The 14,876-nt window shown below is 65.4% G+C and carries 16 protein-coding genes; 6 read left to right on the plus strand and 10 right to left on the minus strand.

Annotated elements, in window-relative coordinates; translation table 11 throughout:
* Nucleotides 1–33: 33 nt before the first annotated feature.
* From VGN62_RS20810 to VGN62_RS20820, 3 genes are all read right to left on the minus strand, one after another.
* Entirely contained in the window at nucleotides 34–690 is a 657-nt protein-coding gene (locus VGN62_RS20810) for an XrtA/PEP-CTERM system exopolysaccharide export protein (protein ID WP_414713309.1), read from the minus strand.
* Nucleotides 691–863: 173 nt separating this feature from the next.
* Complete coding sequence (locus VGN62_RS20815; protein ID WP_327457550.1) at nucleotides 864–2,093, minus strand: pyridoxal-dependent decarboxylase, exosortase A system-associated; 1,230 nt, start codon at nucleotides 2,091–2,093, stop codon at nucleotides 864–866.
* Entirely contained in the window at nucleotides 2,090–3,622 is a 1,533-nt protein-coding gene (locus VGN62_RS20820; protein ID WP_327457552.1) for an acyl-CoA ligase (AMP-forming), exosortase A system-associated, read from the minus strand. The genes VGN62_RS20815 and VGN62_RS20820 overlap by 4 nt, the downstream gene beginning before the upstream one ends.
* A 35-nt stretch (nucleotides 3,623–3,657) precedes the next feature.
* Here VGN62_RS20820 and VGN62_RS20825 point away from each other — a divergent pair, with 35 nt between their 5' ends.
* From VGN62_RS20825 to VGN62_RS20840, 4 genes are read left to right on the plus strand one after another with little or no spacing between them, the layout of a single operon-like run.
* A complete protein-coding gene (locus VGN62_RS20825) occupies nucleotides 3,658–4,653 on the plus strand; it encodes a GNAT family N-acetyltransferase (RefSeq protein ID WP_327457554.1) in 996 nt (331 codons plus the stop codon).
* Nucleotides 4,650–4,916, plus strand: a complete 267-nt coding sequence (locus VGN62_RS20830) for a phosphopantetheine-binding protein (RefSeq protein WP_327457556.1) — start codon at nucleotides 4,650–4,652, stop codon at nucleotides 4,914–4,916. Before VGN62_RS20825 ends, VGN62_RS20830 begins: the two co-directional genes overlap by 4 nt.
* 14 nt (nucleotides 4,917–4,930) lie before the next feature.
* The gene (locus VGN62_RS20835) at nucleotides 4,931–5,599 is read left to right on the plus strand and encodes a hypothetical protein (protein ID WP_327457558.1); all 669 of its coding nucleotides are present in this window, start codon (nucleotides 4,931–4,933) and stop codon (nucleotides 5,597–5,599) included.
* Complete coding sequence (locus tag VGN62_RS20840; protein ID WP_327457560.1) at nucleotides 5,584–6,381, plus strand: hydrolase 1, exosortase A system-associated; 798 nt, start codon at nucleotides 5,584–5,586, stop codon at nucleotides 6,379–6,381. The genes VGN62_RS20835 and VGN62_RS20840 overlap by 16 nt, the downstream gene beginning before the upstream one ends.
* A 45-nt stretch (nucleotides 6,382–6,426) precedes the next feature.
* On the opposite strand, the gene VGN62_RS20845 is transcribed toward VGN62_RS20840, so the two are convergent.
* Nucleotides 6,427–6,906, minus strand: a complete 480-nt coding sequence (locus VGN62_RS20845; RefSeq protein ID WP_327457562.1) for a hypothetical protein — start codon at nucleotides 6,904–6,906, stop codon at nucleotides 6,427–6,429.
* Nucleotides 6,907–6,989: 83 nt separating this feature from the next.
* Nucleotides 6,990–7,955 carry a thioredoxin-disulfide reductase gene (gene trxB, locus VGN62_RS20850; RefSeq protein ID WP_327457564.1) on the minus strand — a complete coding sequence of 322 codons (966 nt, stop codon included), beginning with the start codon at nucleotides 7,953–7,955 and terminating at the stop codon, nucleotides 6,990–6,992.
* A 94-nt stretch (nucleotides 7,956–8,049) separates the two neighbouring features.
* On the opposite strand from trxB, the gene VGN62_RS20855 reads away from it, so the two are divergent.
* Both VGN62_RS20855 and VGN62_RS20860 read left to right on the plus strand, forming a co-directional pair.
* Nucleotides 8,050–8,673: a class I SAM-dependent methyltransferase gene (locus VGN62_RS20855; protein ID WP_327457566.1), complete on the plus strand. Its 624-nt coding sequence runs from the start codon at nucleotides 8,050–8,052 to the stop codon at nucleotides 8,671–8,673.
* Nucleotides 8,674–8,691: 18 nt separating this feature from the next.
* Nucleotides 8,692–10,026: a caspase family protein gene (locus tag VGN62_RS20860; RefSeq protein ID WP_327457568.1), complete on the plus strand. Its 1,335-nt coding sequence runs from the start codon at nucleotides 8,692–8,694 to the stop codon at nucleotides 10,024–10,026.
* 4 nt (nucleotides 10,027–10,030) lie between these two features.
* Here VGN62_RS20860 and VGN62_RS20865 read toward each other — a convergent pair whose 3' ends face one another.
* The 5 genes from VGN62_RS20865 to VGN62_RS20885 form a co-directional block, all read right to left on the minus strand.
* Complete coding sequence (locus tag VGN62_RS20865; RefSeq protein WP_327457570.1) at nucleotides 10,031–10,765, minus strand: rhodanese-related sulfurtransferase; 735 nt, start codon at nucleotides 10,763–10,765, stop codon at nucleotides 10,031–10,033.
* Between the two features lie 27 nt (nucleotides 10,766–10,792).
* Entirely contained in the window at nucleotides 10,793–12,808 is a 2,016-nt protein-coding gene (locus VGN62_RS20870; protein WP_327457572.1) for a GMC family oxidoreductase N-terminal domain-containing protein, read from the minus strand.
* Nucleotides 12,809–12,889: 81 nt separating this feature from the next.
* Nucleotides 12,890–13,630: a type II CAAX endopeptidase family protein gene (locus VGN62_RS20875; RefSeq protein WP_327457574.1), complete on the minus strand. Its 741-nt coding sequence runs from the start codon at nucleotides 13,628–13,630 to the stop codon at nucleotides 12,890–12,892.
* Nucleotides 13,631–13,688: 58 nt separating this feature from the next.
* Nucleotides 13,689–14,312 carry a DJ-1/PfpI family protein gene (locus VGN62_RS20880; RefSeq protein WP_327457576.1) on the minus strand — a complete coding sequence of 208 codons (624 nt, stop codon included), beginning with the start codon at nucleotides 14,310–14,312 and terminating at the stop codon, nucleotides 13,689–13,691.
* Nucleotides 14,313–14,350: 38 nt separating this feature from the next.
* A complete protein-coding gene (locus VGN62_RS20885) occupies nucleotides 14,351–14,845 on the minus strand; it encodes a hypothetical protein (RefSeq protein WP_327457578.1) in 495 nt (164 codons plus the stop codon).
* Nucleotides 14,846–14,876: the final 31 nt, after the last annotated feature.

A 14,876-nucleotide genomic window follows, 5' to 3' on the forward strand; every position in this document is an offset into this window, starting at 1 on the left:
TCCTCGGGAGGTGGGTTGGTCGGCGGCCTTCGGTCAGAACATGCTTTCGGGGATGATGATCACATCGCCGGGCTGCAGCCGCACATTCGCCTTGATGTCGCCGCGCTTGATCAGGTCGTTGAGCCGCAGCCCGAATTCCTGCTGCTTGCCGCTGCCCTTGTCGAAACGGACGAGTCGCGCTTTGTTTCCAGCGGCATATTCGCCCAGCCCGCCCACTGCAATCATTGCATCGAGCACCGTCATGTTGGCGCGGAAGGGAATCGACGCGGGCTTTTCGGTCGCGCCGACGATGCGCACCTGCTGCGAGAAGGTGCTGTTGAAGCTGGTGACGATCACGCTGACGATCGGATCGGTGATATATTGGCTGAGCTGGAGCTTGATATCCTGCTGCAGCATCGTCGGCGTTTTGCCGACTGCAGGCATGTCGGTGATCAGCGGCGTGGTGATGCGGCCGTCGGGGCGCACCTGTACCTTGCCGCCGAGTTCGGGATTGCGCCACACGAAGATCTGCAGCTCGTCGAGCGGCCCGATGACATATTCCTCGCCCGGCCCTTCCTGGTTCTGGACGAAGGTCGCGCTGGGCAGCTGCGGCGCCTTGCCGCCGGCGCCCATGCAGCCCGTCAGCGCGGTCGCGGCGATGCCCGAAACGAGCGCGGCGCGCGCGATGCGAAGCGAGGGGAACGAAGCCATAATCCATCAACCTTTCGAGCCGTCAGGGGAGCCGCGGTCCGGAAACTCCGCGGCGACAGCCATTGCGTCAGCTTCAGCCATTGCTCGAAAAGGGTGAACATAATGTTAGTATTGACATAAGTTTGGACCGCACCGCTTCTAAACTGTCCCGATAAGGAACAGGTTTCGCGGTGTCAGACGAGCAATTCGCGCGCCGGCCCCTGCCCCAGGAAGGCGGCCGGGCTCGCGCTTGCGCCATAGGCCCCCGCCTGGAAGATCGCGATCAGGTCGCCGATTCCCGCATGCGGCAGCGCGACCTGGTCGCCGAGCCGGTCGAGCGGCGTGCAGAGACAGCCGACGACCGAGACCGTTTCCGCCGGTTCGGCGCCGAACGCGTTCGCAACGGCGATCGGATAGTTACGGCGGATCACGGTACCGAAATTGCCGCTGGCGGCGAGCTGGTGGTGGAGGCCGCCGTCGGTGACGAGAAAGGTCTCGCCATGGCTCGTCTTCCGGTCGACGATGCGGGTCAGGTAGACGCCGGCTTCGGCGACGAGCCAGCGGCCGAGTTCCATCGCGAAATGGCTTTTGGCGAGGATCGGGTCGCGCGCCGCCAGCGTCCCAGCGAGCGCCGCCCCGACGGCTGCGGCATCGACCGGCTTGTCGCCTGGGAAATAGGGCACGCCCATGCCGCCGCCGAGGTTGACGAGCGGCGGGGTCTCGCCGATTTCGTTCGCGAGCTTTGCTGCGAGCGCTACCGTCTGCGCCTGCGTATCGGCGATCGCGTCGGCGTCAAGCGCCTGCGATCCAGCGAAAATATGGAAACCCTGCCAGTCGGCGCCGGCGTCCAGCAAGCGCCGGACGAGCGCTGGAACCTCGGCGGCGTCGACGCCAAAGGGCTTGGCGCCGCCGCCCATCTTCATGCCCGACCCCTTGAGGTCGAAGTCGGGATTGACGCGCACCGCGAGGCTGGGCGTGAGGCCGAGATGCTCGGCGATCGACAGTGCGCGGCTAGCTTCGCCGGCCGATTCGAGATTGAGCGTCGCGCCGGCAATTATCGCGGCTTCGAGCTCGCGGTCGCGCTTGCCGGGACCGGCAAAGCTGATGTCGCCCGCCGCCATCCCGCTCGCGAGCGCGGCCTTCAGCTCGCCGCCCGACGCGACATCGAACCCGTCGACCAACGTCGCCATGAAGGCGAGCAGCGGGGCATAGGGGTTCGCCTTCATCGCATAGTGAAGCTGGACTTCGGCGGGCATCGCCGCGCGCCATTCGGCGACGCGCGCAGCCAGCATCGCGCTGTCATAGACGAACAGCGGGGTGTCGCCCGCCATGTCGGCGAGCGCCTCGGCGCGGTCGCCGCCGATCAGCAGCATGCCGCCCGCATCGGCGCGAAAGCCGGGCGGGATCGGACCGTGCGGCTTCATGCCGTCACCTCCTTTGCCCAATCGGCGGCGATTGCCACGCGGTCGAGCTTGCCATTGGGGTTGCGCGGCAGGGCGTCGCGCCATTCGATCGCCTGCGGCTGCATGAAATTGGGCAGGTTCTGGCGGAGATATCCGGCCAGCGCTTCCTCGTCGGCGGCGCCGTCCTTGCCGCGCACGATGAGGATAATCGCGGCGCCGAGCCGCGGATCGGGCACCCCGAACGCGACCGCTTCATAGATCAGCCCCGATGCGACCGCGACATCCTCGACCTCGGTCGGGCTGACGCGGTTGCCCGCAGTCTTGATCATCGCATCGTCGCGCCCGACGAAATAGAGGAGACCATCGGCATCGCGACGCACCGTGTCACCCGACCACACCGCCATCCCGCCATAGCGCGAGCCGGCAGGCGCCAGCTTGAAACGCTGCGCCGTCCGCTCTTCGTCCTGCCAATAGCCCTGCGCGACGAGCGGGCCGCAATGGACAAGTTCGCCGGGCTCATCGTCGGCAGCGATCGTCCCGTCGGGCCGGCACACCAGAATCTCCGCGTGCGGGATCGCGCGCCCCATCGATGTCGGATGGTCGGCGACGAGTTTCGGGTCGAGATATGTCGAACGGAACGCCTCGGTCAGCCCGTACATCGGGTAGATGTCGGCGCGCGGGAACGTCCTGCGCATCGCGTCGATCAGCGACGGTGTGAGCGCCCCGCCGCTGTTGGTGAGGCGCCCCAGATACGCTGCGGTTTCGGCAGGCCATTCAGCCTCCACCAATTGCACCCAGAGCGGCGGCACTCCGGCGAGCGTCGTCGCCTTGTGCCGCGCGACCGCCTTCACGACGTCGCGCGCAGTCAGATAATCGAGCGGCGCGACCGCTGCCCCCGCATACCAGCTCGAAAGCAGCTGGTTCTGGCCATAATCGAAGCTGAGCGGCAGGACGCCGAGCACGCGGTCGTCGGGGACGATCTCCAGATAGGAGGCGACGCTTTCGGCGCCGAGCCAGAGGTTCGCATGGCTGAGCATCACGCCCTTCGGCCGGCCGGTCGAGCCGCTGGTATAGAGGATCGCGGCAAGGTCATCGGGCTCGGCGATCGACGGCGGCAGCCCCTGCCCGCCCGAATCGATCACCTCTTCGGCGATCTTCAAATCCTGTACCGCGCATTCGCCGGGCAGGCCGCCGCCGAGCGCATCGGCGCGCGCGCCACCCGTGACGAGCAATTTCGCGCCGCTGTCGGACAGGATGTGGGCGACTTGCGGCCCCTTGAGCAGCGGATTGACCGGCACATGGATCAGCCCTGCGCGCGCCGCGGCGAGCGGCATCAGGCACGCAAGCCGCGTCTTCGCGCTCCAGCTTGCGACGCGCTCGCCGGGGCCGCCCGCCTGTTCGAGCAGCCACGACGCAAGGCGTCCGACACCCGCATCGAGTTCGGCGAAGGTCGTGACGCGGTCGCCGATCAGCAGCGCGGCCGCGTCGGGCGCGCCGCGGCGGGCGAGATGGTCGAGCGGTCTCGATGATGGGTTTTCGGCTTTGGTCATCGGCTGTTAGGAGTGAAGTGATAGAGGGCGGCACCATGCAAGGGAACGGTGAACATCACGCTAATGATGAATGGCTGCCCGCCACAGCGCGCGCGGCCGGCTTTGCGTCGCCCTTCGACCGCGCCGCGTGGTTCGACCTGCTCGAGGCGCACGGCTTTGCGGGTCAGGCCCGTCTTGACGCGCACGGCAGCGCCGGTGCGACGACGGCATGGCTACCGCTACGCATCGAGAAGCCCGGCGACTTCACAGGGTTGACCAACTGGTACAGCTTTTCGATCCGCCCGCTTTTCGATGGCGACGGCAATCGCGAGGGCGCACTCCGCGCGCTCTTTTCCGGAATTCGCCGAAAGGCCGCCCGATTGACGCTTTTTCCCGTGGTCGATCCGGGCGAGCTTGTCGCGGAACTCCGCGCCGCGGGCTGGTGGGTAAAAACGACGCCCGCCGGCGACCGCCACTGGCTCGACCTCGGCGATATGGACCATGACGCATGGTGGGCCAGCCGCCCCGGCGCGCTGCGCAACACCGTCCAGCGCAAGGCGAAGAAGGGCATCGTCGACATCCAACTGCTCGCCGAATTCGATTCGGGAAGCTGGGCGGCCTATGAACAAATATACGCCGCAAGCTGGAAACCCGAAGAAGGGCATCCCGCGCTGCTCCGCGCCTTTGCCCAGGCCGAAGGTGCCGGCGGCCGCCTGCGGATGGGGATCGCGCGCATCGACGGCATCCCCGTCGCCGCGCAATTCTGGACCGTCGAGGACGGCACCGCCTTCATCCACAAGCTCGCGCATGTCGAAGACAGCCTGAAAGCCTCCCCCGGCACCTTGCTGTCGGCGGCGCTGTTCCGCCATGTCATCGAGATCGACGGCGTGAAGCGCGTCGATTTCGGCACCGGCAACGACGGGTACAAGCGCGACTGGATGAACCGGCACGATCCGCTGTGGCGCATCGAGGCTTTCAATCCGTCGCGCGTCGCGGCATGGGGACCGGCATTGAAGGCATTTGCCCGTTCCCTGTTGAGGAAAGAAACGTGACCGATAGCAGCTCCGTCGACGCCACCCTTCGCGCCCTGCTCGCCGACGTGCTCGGCCTCGGCGAGGCACGCGCTGCCGCGCTGACCGAAGACAGCGGCTTGTTCGGCGAACTGCCCGAATTCGATTCGATGGCGGTCGCGACCGTGCTGACCGAGATGGAAGACCGGCTCGGCATCATCATCGACGATGACGAGATCGATGGTGAAATCTTTGAAACCTACGGCAATCTGCTCGCCTTTTCGCAGCGCAAAGTGACCGACTGACCCCGGATGCGCGCATGAGCGAACATATCCTGCGCATCGACCCCGCGGGCGTCCCCCGCGCCACCGTCCTCATCGTCCCGCCGCTGTTCGAGGAAGCGAACCGCACGCGCCGCACACTGGTGCTCGCGATGCGCGCGCTCGCGGTCGGTGGCTTTGCGGCATGGCTCCCTGACCTCCCCGGGCAGAATGAGAGCCTTGTGCCGCTGGTCGAGGTCAATCTGGCGCGCTGGCAGGACGCGCTCGCCGACGTCGCAGCGACCATCGACGGTCCGCTCATCGTGGCATCGGCCCGCGGCGGCGCGCTGATCGATCATCGAGCGGAAGCGGCTGCGTGGTGGCGGCTGGCCCCCGTCGGCGGCGCCTCGCTGCTCCGCACCCTGATGCGCGCGCGCGTCAGTGCGGATCGCGAGGCCGGACGGACCTCGTCGCTCGAAAGCTTGCAGGAGCAGGTGCAAACTGCACCGCTGCTGCTTGCCGGCAATCTTTTGTCGCCCGCCATGGTCGCCGGGCTCGGCACCAGCGAGGCGCAAGCGGTCGCGCCCCTGCGCAGCGTCGGCCTCGGCACCGACGGCATCGCCGGAACGCCGCTCTGGCTGCGTGCCGAACCGGGCGAAGACAGCGCGATGGCGGCCGCGATCGCCGCCGACATCGCCGCATGGAGCACGACATGCGGCATCAGCTGAGCTTCGCCTGCGAAGGCGCGGCTCTCGCCGCGAGCCTCGACGAGGCGGCGGGCACGACGGGCCTGCTGATCGTGTCGGGCGGCAACGAGATTCGCAGCGGCGCGCATCGCGGGATGGCGATGCTCGCGGCCCGCATCGCCGAAGCGGGCCATCCGGTGTTCCGTTTCGACCGGCGCGGAATCGGCGACAGCGAGGGCGCGAACGGCGGGTTCGAGAGCAGCGGTCCCGATATCGCCGCAGCGATCACGGCATTCCGCGCAGCGGCGCCACATGTCTCACGCATCGTCGCGTTCGGCAATTGCGATGCGGCGAGTGCGTTGCTGCTCCACCAGCCGCTCGCGCTCGACGGGTTGATCGTCGCCAATCCATGGACTTACGACGGCGAAACCGAGGAGACCGACGAACCCGCACTGCCCCCGGCCTCGGCGATCCGCGCGCGTTACCTGTCGCGGCTGAAAGATCCGAAAAGCCTGCTTCGGCTGCTGAAGGGTGAAGTCGATTTCCGGAAGCTGCTGCGCGGACTGTCGGCGCTCAAGGCGCCGGCCGTGCCCGCTACGCCCGATAGCCTCGCGGCTCGGATCGATGGCGCGTTCGCCGCGCTCGACGCGCCCGCAACGATCCTGCTCGCAACCGGCGACCGGACCGCACAGGCTTTTACGGAAAACTGCCCTGCGGCGCTGGGCCGCGCTCTGGTCGAGCGCCTCGACAGCACGTCGCACAGCTTTGCGGGCGATGATGGCGCTTGGCTAGCCGAGCGGATTTTGGGCATATTGGAACGATAGCGCCCGCCCCGATGCCCATGTCAGTTTTGGGGTGGTTAGCGGGTGCTATTTCGACTTCAAAGACGAGAGCTGCTCAACTATCTCGTCGCGTTGAGCGCGATATCCCTCAAGGCGAGCATAATTGCGATATTTGTCCGATGCTATTGCTCGATCAGCATAACCAAGGGCTTCGGCGAAAAGTTCGGCTCTGCTTCGCGGGGGTGTTTTTTTGTCCATCGCCTCAGCGTAAAGTGCGCTAGATTGCTCGATGAGGCATTCTGGGTGCCCGCCCTTCAAACATTTTTCGAAATGATATCTGGATTTTTCCTCGTCGCCCAAGTCGGAGAAATGGAAGGCCAGAGCCATCTCTCCCTCAACGTCCCCTTGGGCAGCAGCATGTGCAGCTCGATCCAACTCGGTTTTGGGTAGTGGAGAGCGGGTCGTTGATACATTTTTCGCTTTGGTCTCTTCGCTGCCTTGCTCCGAGCAAGCAGACAGCGTGAGCCCAACGCACGCGACAAGGATTGCTCCAGCATATTTCGGCATTTGGTAGCTCATGTCGCGAAGATAGCGTGATGACCAAATGGCAGCAACGCTCCCTTACTGTCGTTAGCGGCCGCCGCGCCGCCTCAGGCCTCGGCCATCGCGTGATATTCGGCTTCGGCGAGGAAGCGTTCGGCGTCGAGCGCGGCCATGCAGCCCATGCCCGCCGCGGTCACCGCCTGGCGATAGACCTTGTCGGTCACGTCGCCTGCGGCGAAAACGCCGGGGATCGAAGTCAGCGAGGTACCCGGCGTGACCTGCAGATAACCATCGTCGTCGAGCGGCAGCTTGCCCTTGAACAGCTCGGTCGACGGGCTGTGGCCGATCGCGACGAAGCCGCCGTCGGTCGGCTCATGGCTCGCCTCGCCAGTGACCGTGTCGATCAGGTCGACGCCGACCAGCCCCGAAACGCCCTCGCCCGCGACGAAACGATCGACGCGCTTGTTCCAGAGTATCTTGATCTTCGGATTGACCATCAGCCGGTCCTGCAGGATCTTTTCCGCGCGCAGATGGTCGCGGCGGTGGATCAGCGTGACATCGTCGCTGTGGTTCGTCAGATACAGGGCTTCCTCGACCGCGGTATTGCCGCCGCCGATCACCACGACCTTCTTGCCGCGATAGAAGAATCCGTCGCACGTTGCGCACGCCGAGACGCCCTTGCCGCCGAGCTCCTGCTCGCCCGGAACGCCGAGCCATTTGGCCTGTGCCCCCGTCGCGATGACGAGCGTGTCGGCCATGTATACGTCGCCGCCGTCGCCGGTCAGCTTGAACGGGCGACGCGACAAGTCGACATCGACGATCGTGTCCCAGATCATGCTGGTGCCGACGTGCATCGCCTGTGCGGTCATCTGTTCCATCAGCCAGGGGCCCTGCACGACCTCCGCGAAGCCCGGGTAGTTTTCGACGTCAGTGGTGATCGTCAGCTGGCCGCCGGGCTGCAGACCCTGCACCACGATCGGCATCATGCCCGCGCGCGCCGCGTAGATGGCGGCCGACAGGCCGGCGGGGCCGGAGCCGAGGATGAGCATCTTGGTGTGGTGGACGGCGGGCATGGCGATCTTTCGTTGACTGTGCGGGCAGGCACAGATGGGTGTTGCCAATAGCGCTAGCAAGGGTCACCTTCCACGCCAAGGGGGAGACTGGCGAATGGCAAGCTGGTGGGAACGTCATGGGGTACCGCGGCTGATCAAATGCGCCTGCTCGCAGGGGCAGATCATGAAGCTGCGCAGCAAGGTGGTGCCGCACGCGCGCGGCCATGTACTCGAACTCGGCTGCGGCGGCGGCATCAACATGGAATTCTATCGGCCGGGCCAGATCGAGAGCTTCAGCGGGCTCGACCCCTCGCCCGAACTGCTGACGATGAGCGTCGCGGCCGCTGCCGCGCGCGGGATAGAGGCCGATATTCGCGAAGGCGTCGGCGAAGCGATGCCCTTCGAAAGCAGGCAATTCGATACGGTCGTCACGACATTCACTTTGTGTTCGGTTGGCGATCAGGCGGCGGTTCTGAACGAAATCCGCCGCGTCCTGAAACCCGGTGGGACCGCGCTCTTCCTCGAACATGGCGCCGCGCCCGATGCCGGGGTCGCGAAGTGGCAGCGGCGGATCGAGCCGGTGTGGAAGCGCGTCGGCGGCAATTGCCACCTCACCCGGCCGATCAGCGAGGCCTATGAAAAAGCCGGGTTCGCGGTCGATCGGCAGGCGGCCGCTTACATTCCGAAAACACCGCGGCCGTTCGGCTGGACCGAATATGGAGCGGCACGCCCCGCCTAGCGAAGAGAGGATATCGCGATGATCCGATTCTGGCTTGTCACCCTCACCGCCCTGTTCCTTCTCGCACCCTCGGCGGCCGAAGCGCGCAAGGTCGCGCTGATCATCGGCAATGGCGATTATGCGAACACCAGCCGGCTGGTGAACCCGGCGAACGACATCAGGATCATCGCCGCGTCGGCGAAGCAGGCGGGGTTCGACGATGTCACCGTCGCCGCCGACCTCGCGGTCAATGATTTCCAGAAGGCGATGCGCGATTTTCGCGCCAAGGCCGACGGGGCCGAGGTCGCGATGGTCTATTATGCCGGACACGGGATCGAGGCGCAGGGCAAGAACTGGCTGATCCCGACCGACGCGCAGCTGAAGTCCGATCTCGACCTGCCCTATGAGGCGATCAACCTCGACCGGCTGATGGAATCGGTGTCGGGCGCGCAGATCCGCATGATCATACTCGATTCGTGCCGCAACAATCCGTTCGGACGCTCATGGCGGTCGGGAACGCGCGCGGTGGTGAATGGTCTTGCAGGGGTCGAGGCCGACGATGTGCTCGTGATCTTCGCCGCCGCGCCGGGGCAGACCGCCGCCGACGGGACGAGCGGCAATTCGCCTTTCGCGACGTCGCTCGCGAAACACCTGCCGCAGCCCGATATGCCGGTGCAGTTGCTCGGCGGTCTGATCCGCGACGATGTGCTCAAGGCAACTGCCGGCAGCCAGCGGCCGTTCGTGAGCGCGAGCATCACCGGCACGCCGGTCTATCTGGTGCCGCGCACGGCGACGGCAAACGCCCCGGCGCCCGGCAACCGCGGCGGGCTGGAGGAGCTGTTGTGGAAGGGAGCGATGGCCGAAAACAGCGTCCGCGGTTTCAGCGCCTATCTCGCCGAATTTCCGGCGGGCAAATATGCCGGGCAAGCGAGCGAGAATATCGACCGCCTGTCGAAGGACCCCGGCGCGGTCATCCCGCCGGTGACGATGGTCGCGATGAAGGCACCCGCCCCCGCTGTGCGGCCGGCGGCGCGGAAATTGACGCTGTCGAACATCCGCGTCGAATGCGTCAAGCTGACCGGGCGCCTGGGGCTCGGCCTGCCCGACCAGCTGTTCCTCCGCTTCAACACGGGGCAGCGCTTTCCTGAAGGGAAAAGCGAGATTTATTCGATCAAGAAGGGGGAGAGCAGGGTGGTGCCCCAAAGCTTCGAGTTCGACCAGCCGGTGAGTTTCCAGCTGCGCGAGTTCGACGATATCGGCGGCAGCGACAATATCGGGACGATCGATCTCGGCGACGCACCCGGGACGTTCACGAAGACGCTGGGCGGCGACGCCAGCGATTACCGGGTGACCTATACGGTAACGCTTTCCTGACGGTTCAGTCGGGGCCGGACGTGTCGCCGACCTCGACCAGCCCGTGCCCCACGCTCACGCGCTCGTCGAAGACGAAACAGCTGCCGTGCCAGCGGCTGTCGGCCTCGGGCACCTGTTCGAGATAGGCGAGGATGCCGCCCTTCAGGTGGACAACGTCCTCGACGCCCTCGTGCCGCAGGAAGGCGGTCGATTTTTCGCAGCGGATGCCGCCGGTGCAGAACATCGCGACGCGCTTGCCCGCAAAACGATCGGCGTTAGCGCGCCACCAGTCGGGGAAGTCGCCAAAGCTCTTCGTTTCGGGATCGACCGCACCCGCAAAGCTGCCATAGCCGACCTCGAAGCCGTTGCGCGTGTCGATGAGCACCGTATCGGGATCGTCGACCAGCGCATTCCAGTCGGCGGGATCGACATAGGGCGCGGCCTCGCGCGCGGGGTCGAGTCCCGGCACCTTCATCGTGACGATCTCTTTCTTCAAACGCACCTTCATGCGCTGGAACGGCATGTCGGCGGCGGTCGAATATTTGACATCGAGTAGCGCGCAGTCGGGAAGCGCGCGGATATGATCGATCAACGCCGCAATTCCCGCGCGGCTGCCCGCGATCGTGCCGTTGATACCCTCGCGCGCGAGGAGCAGCGTCCCCTTCACCCCTTCGGCCGCGCACAGGTCGATCAGCGGCTGGCGCAGCGCAGAGGGATCGTCGAACGACGCGAAGCGGTAAAGGGCGGCAACCTCGAACATGCGCGCGCATGTAGGCGCGATTGCGCCTCAGCGAAAGGGATCGCCGCGCCCGGTCGCATATTGCGCCATCGCCATCGTCGTCCATTGCGCATTCACGCGGATGCAGCTCGGGAAGACGCTCGCGTCGGTAACGAAGACATTGGTCGTTTCGTGGACGCGGCAATCGAGATCGACGATGCCATATTGCGGATTTTCGTTGATCGCATTGCCGCCATGCGGGTGGCTGCTCGACAGGGTGACATCGTCCTGTTCGCGGATCGCTTGCGCGAAGAAAGCGTCGACATCCATGTCGGGGGTGATCTTCTGCCCCTTCGCGAGCGCCGGATAGCATTCGAGCGCGCCCGCCGCGAAATGCACCTTCGTCAGCGTCGCCATCGCATCGCGCAGCACCGGCAAATCGTCGCTGGTGTCGAGGCTGAACTTCAACTTACCGTCGACGATCTGCCCGCGGCGGTCGGCCGGGAACAGGATACCCGCCGAATGGACGCGTCCGAAATTCTTCATCCGCGCGGCATGGTCGCCGAACCATCCCGGCATCAGTGAGGCCATCGACATCGGCGGCTGGAAATGGCTTTCGAGCAGGAAATCGCCGCAATCGACATAGCTCGACATCTGGTCCTCGTCCCACGCGTCGCCGCCGACCCCATCGGGCATCAGCGCAACGACCGGCGAGGCGACGTTCAAGGACACCTGATAGCCGGTGCCGTCGATGTCGCTGCGGTCGAGCAGCTTCGACGAGGCGATCGTACCCGCCGCAACGACGACGCCGACGCGCGCGCGCACCAATGTCTTCGACCCGTCGGGCAGGACCAGCTTCACCGCCTCGGCCTCGCGCCGGCCGTCATAGGCGGTTTGCCACACGATCCGTTCGGCCTTCGTCCCCGGCAGGATGCGCGCGCCGAAATCGCGGCACGCCTCGGGCAAATAGGTCTGCGCGATCCCCATGCGGCGGCCATAGGCGCAGCCCGAATTGCAATATCCGCAATAAGCGCAGGCGTTGACCGTATTCGGCGGGCCGAAATTCTTGGCGAACCAGTCGGCGATCGCTCGGCTGTCGCGCGGGTTGGCCGACCCCGCGGCATAGGCGTGCCAACCCTCGATCAGGTGCGGGCCGTTGTGGCGCCCGCTGCGCGGCTCGATCGGCGCGATACCCAGCTTGGCCTGCACCGCGTCATAGCTGGCATGAAAGGCGGCGGCGTCGACCGGCGCGCCGATGCTCGCCCATTTGGCAAGCACGTCCTTTGCGTCGGGGTGCGTGCGCCCCGGCTCGTTGACGCGCAGACAGATGCCGTTGTTGATCGTCGACGACCCCCCGACGCAGCGCCCCTGAAACACCACGAAATCGCGATTGGTCGAGGTTTGCAGCGCGCCATGCTTGTAGAGCTTCGCGATCATGTCGAGCTCGTGATGCGTGATCGCGTGGCTGGGATAGAAGGGTCCCGCTTCGACGATCAGCACCTTATAGCCCTGCGCCGCGATATTATAGGCGGCGACCCCGCCGCCGGCGCCCGAACCGATCACGACGACATCATATTCGTCCTCGAGGCTGGCGGCATCGAGGATATGGGCGGGGTCGATCTCGCGCCCGCGTATCGGCGCCAGCGGCACATCATAGCCACCACGCTGCCGGAATTTGGGTAGGGTGAAACCGATCTGGCGGTGTACCGGATTATGGGCGTTCGCGCCCTGGTCGCCCGGCTCGAGCCCCGGCTGCCAATGACCGTAATAGCAGGCGTAGATGACGCCGCGCAGCCGCGCCATATCCTGGAACAGGTCGATCTGGCTGTTCTGCAGCCGGTCGCGCAGCTTTTCGGCGCGCCCCGCGACATCGTCCTCGGTAAAGAAGGGTCCGCCGAGCACGATCTCGGTCGCGGTCAGCGACAGCTGGATCTCGTCGAGCTTGGTCCCCCCGACCTTTTCGAACAGGTCACAGACATTGGCGACGACCTGATCGGCCGAAATCACCATCTCGGCGTCGTGAAACAGCGCCTCGGTCAATGCCTTCAGAAATTTGAGCTGCCCGAAATTAAATGGTGCCGTCATCGCCCTGCCCCCAGTTTGCGCACGCTGCAAAATGCCGGATTATAGCACGCCGGGGCAAGCCGTATTGTACGGGATCGCCAGTTATGCGGTACCGCCCGCGAGGATCGCCAGCGTGAATGCCCACCAGTCATTGACGATATGCGCGATTGTCGACGCCCAGATACTCTTTGTCCGGAGATAAGCGAGCATCAGCACCAGCCGCACCGTCCCGATCAGCAATACCGCCTGCGCGATATTCCACCCATAAGTAGGAAGATGGATCGCACCGAACAGCAGCGCCGATCCGATCCACCCCAACAGCACAGCATGATGCCGCGACAGGCCGAGATGCTTCGTCCCCAGCCACAACAGGAACAGGAAAGGCAGGATGGTGAAAAGCTCTTCGCCGAACAGCTGAACCGCGGACAGCATGTAAAACTGGACCAGCGCTCCCGGTGCAGCGCCCCCGGAAAGTCCCTCGACAACCGCGTTGTGCGACAAGGGCATCGTCTTTATCGCGATCAGCCCGATCGCGATCGTCACCAGAATATTCAACACGCCGATCGCGACGCCCCACCCCACATAGCTCCAGCGGAAACCGTTAGAAATCCGTCGCCACGACGGTCCCGCGCGCCAGACGAGCGCACCCAGCGGGACCGCAACGAACAACAAAGGTGCCAGCACGGGCGCCCATCGCTGTCCGACGATTGCAGGCAGCAAAGGCGAGACCAGAAAAACGAACCCGATCGCGAGCGCAGCAAGCACAATGATCCAGTCCGCCCAGGCCAAGGCCACCGGCCGATCATCATACCAGGGAAAATCCTGCTCTGCGTGCATCGCCATGCGTCCTCCCGCTACCCCGGACGTTAGCACGAAAGGGCTATATTGTACGGGGCCGCAGCTATGCGGTGCGAGCCAACGCCTCCACCGGCAGGAACGGCCGCACTACCGCCAGCGCGCGGTCGACATATTCGGCCTTTTCGCCGACCGGCGCGACATAATGGAGCGCCTCCTCCGCCGCGGCGGTCCCGGCGAGTCGCGCGATGATCCATGCGGCGAGATATTGCGACGCGAGGCAGCCGCCAGCGGTCGCGACATTACCGTGCGCTACAAACGGCGCGTCGAGTACCTCGACCCCGGCCTCGATCACCCATGGCTTGGTCGTGAGGTCGGTGCACGCGGGCAGGTCGCCGATCAGCCCGAGTTTCGCGAGCAGCAGCGTCCCCGAACATTGCGCGCCGATCAATTGCCGCGCCGGGTCGAGCCGGATGCGCTGGAGCATCAGCGGGTCGTCGGCAATCTCGCGCGTCTTGATCCCGCTGCCGATGATCACGGCGTCGGCCTTGGCCGCGAAATCGAGCGGCTGCTGCCGCTCGATCGTCACGCCGTTCATCGAGGTAACCTGCGGTGTCGGCGACGTGATCTGCGCTTCCCAGCCCTGCCCGCGGAGGCGATTCAGGATGGCCGCGGCGACGAACGAATCGAGTTCGTTGAAGCCGTCGAAGGTCAGCACCGCAATCTGCACGTCAAAACTCCCGGAAAAATACCGCCAAAGGGCGCGCCCTATACGACGCCCTCGAACACATCTTCAACCCAGCGCGACCGCGCGGCTGTGTCGCGCGGCGACGCGAGGTAACGGCTCCACGCCGCGCTCTCGTGCGCGACGATACCCAGTTCCCAGACGCAGAAGGTCGGACGCACCACGCCGGGCGCCATGGGATAGCCGGGATCGAAGGGCGCAAACGCCGGCATGTCGCCGTGGCGATACCACACGGCTTCCCACAGTTCGTTCGACCCCCGCCACACCGACACGAGCAGGAAATAGAAATCGGCGCCGCAGCGATGGAGGATCACGAAGCCGCAATCGCCCTCGGCCAGCACTGCCGAAGCATGCTCGGCGAACCATTGGTCGCAGAGCCTTGCTACAACTTCAGCTACCGGCGCATCGGCGGCGGCCAGATGATAGAGCTTCATCACCGCGCCGCCGGTTTCGACGAGCGCGCGATATTCGGCCCGCTTCGGATAATGGCGATAGGCGGGATCGACGGCAGCGGACATGGGATCTCCGATTATGTTGCCATTTTGTTCT

The organism is Sphingopyxis sp., from assembly GCF_035998905.1.
Classification (GTDB): Bacteria; Pseudomonadota; Alphaproteobacteria; order Sphingomonadales; family Sphingomonadaceae; genus Sphingopyxis.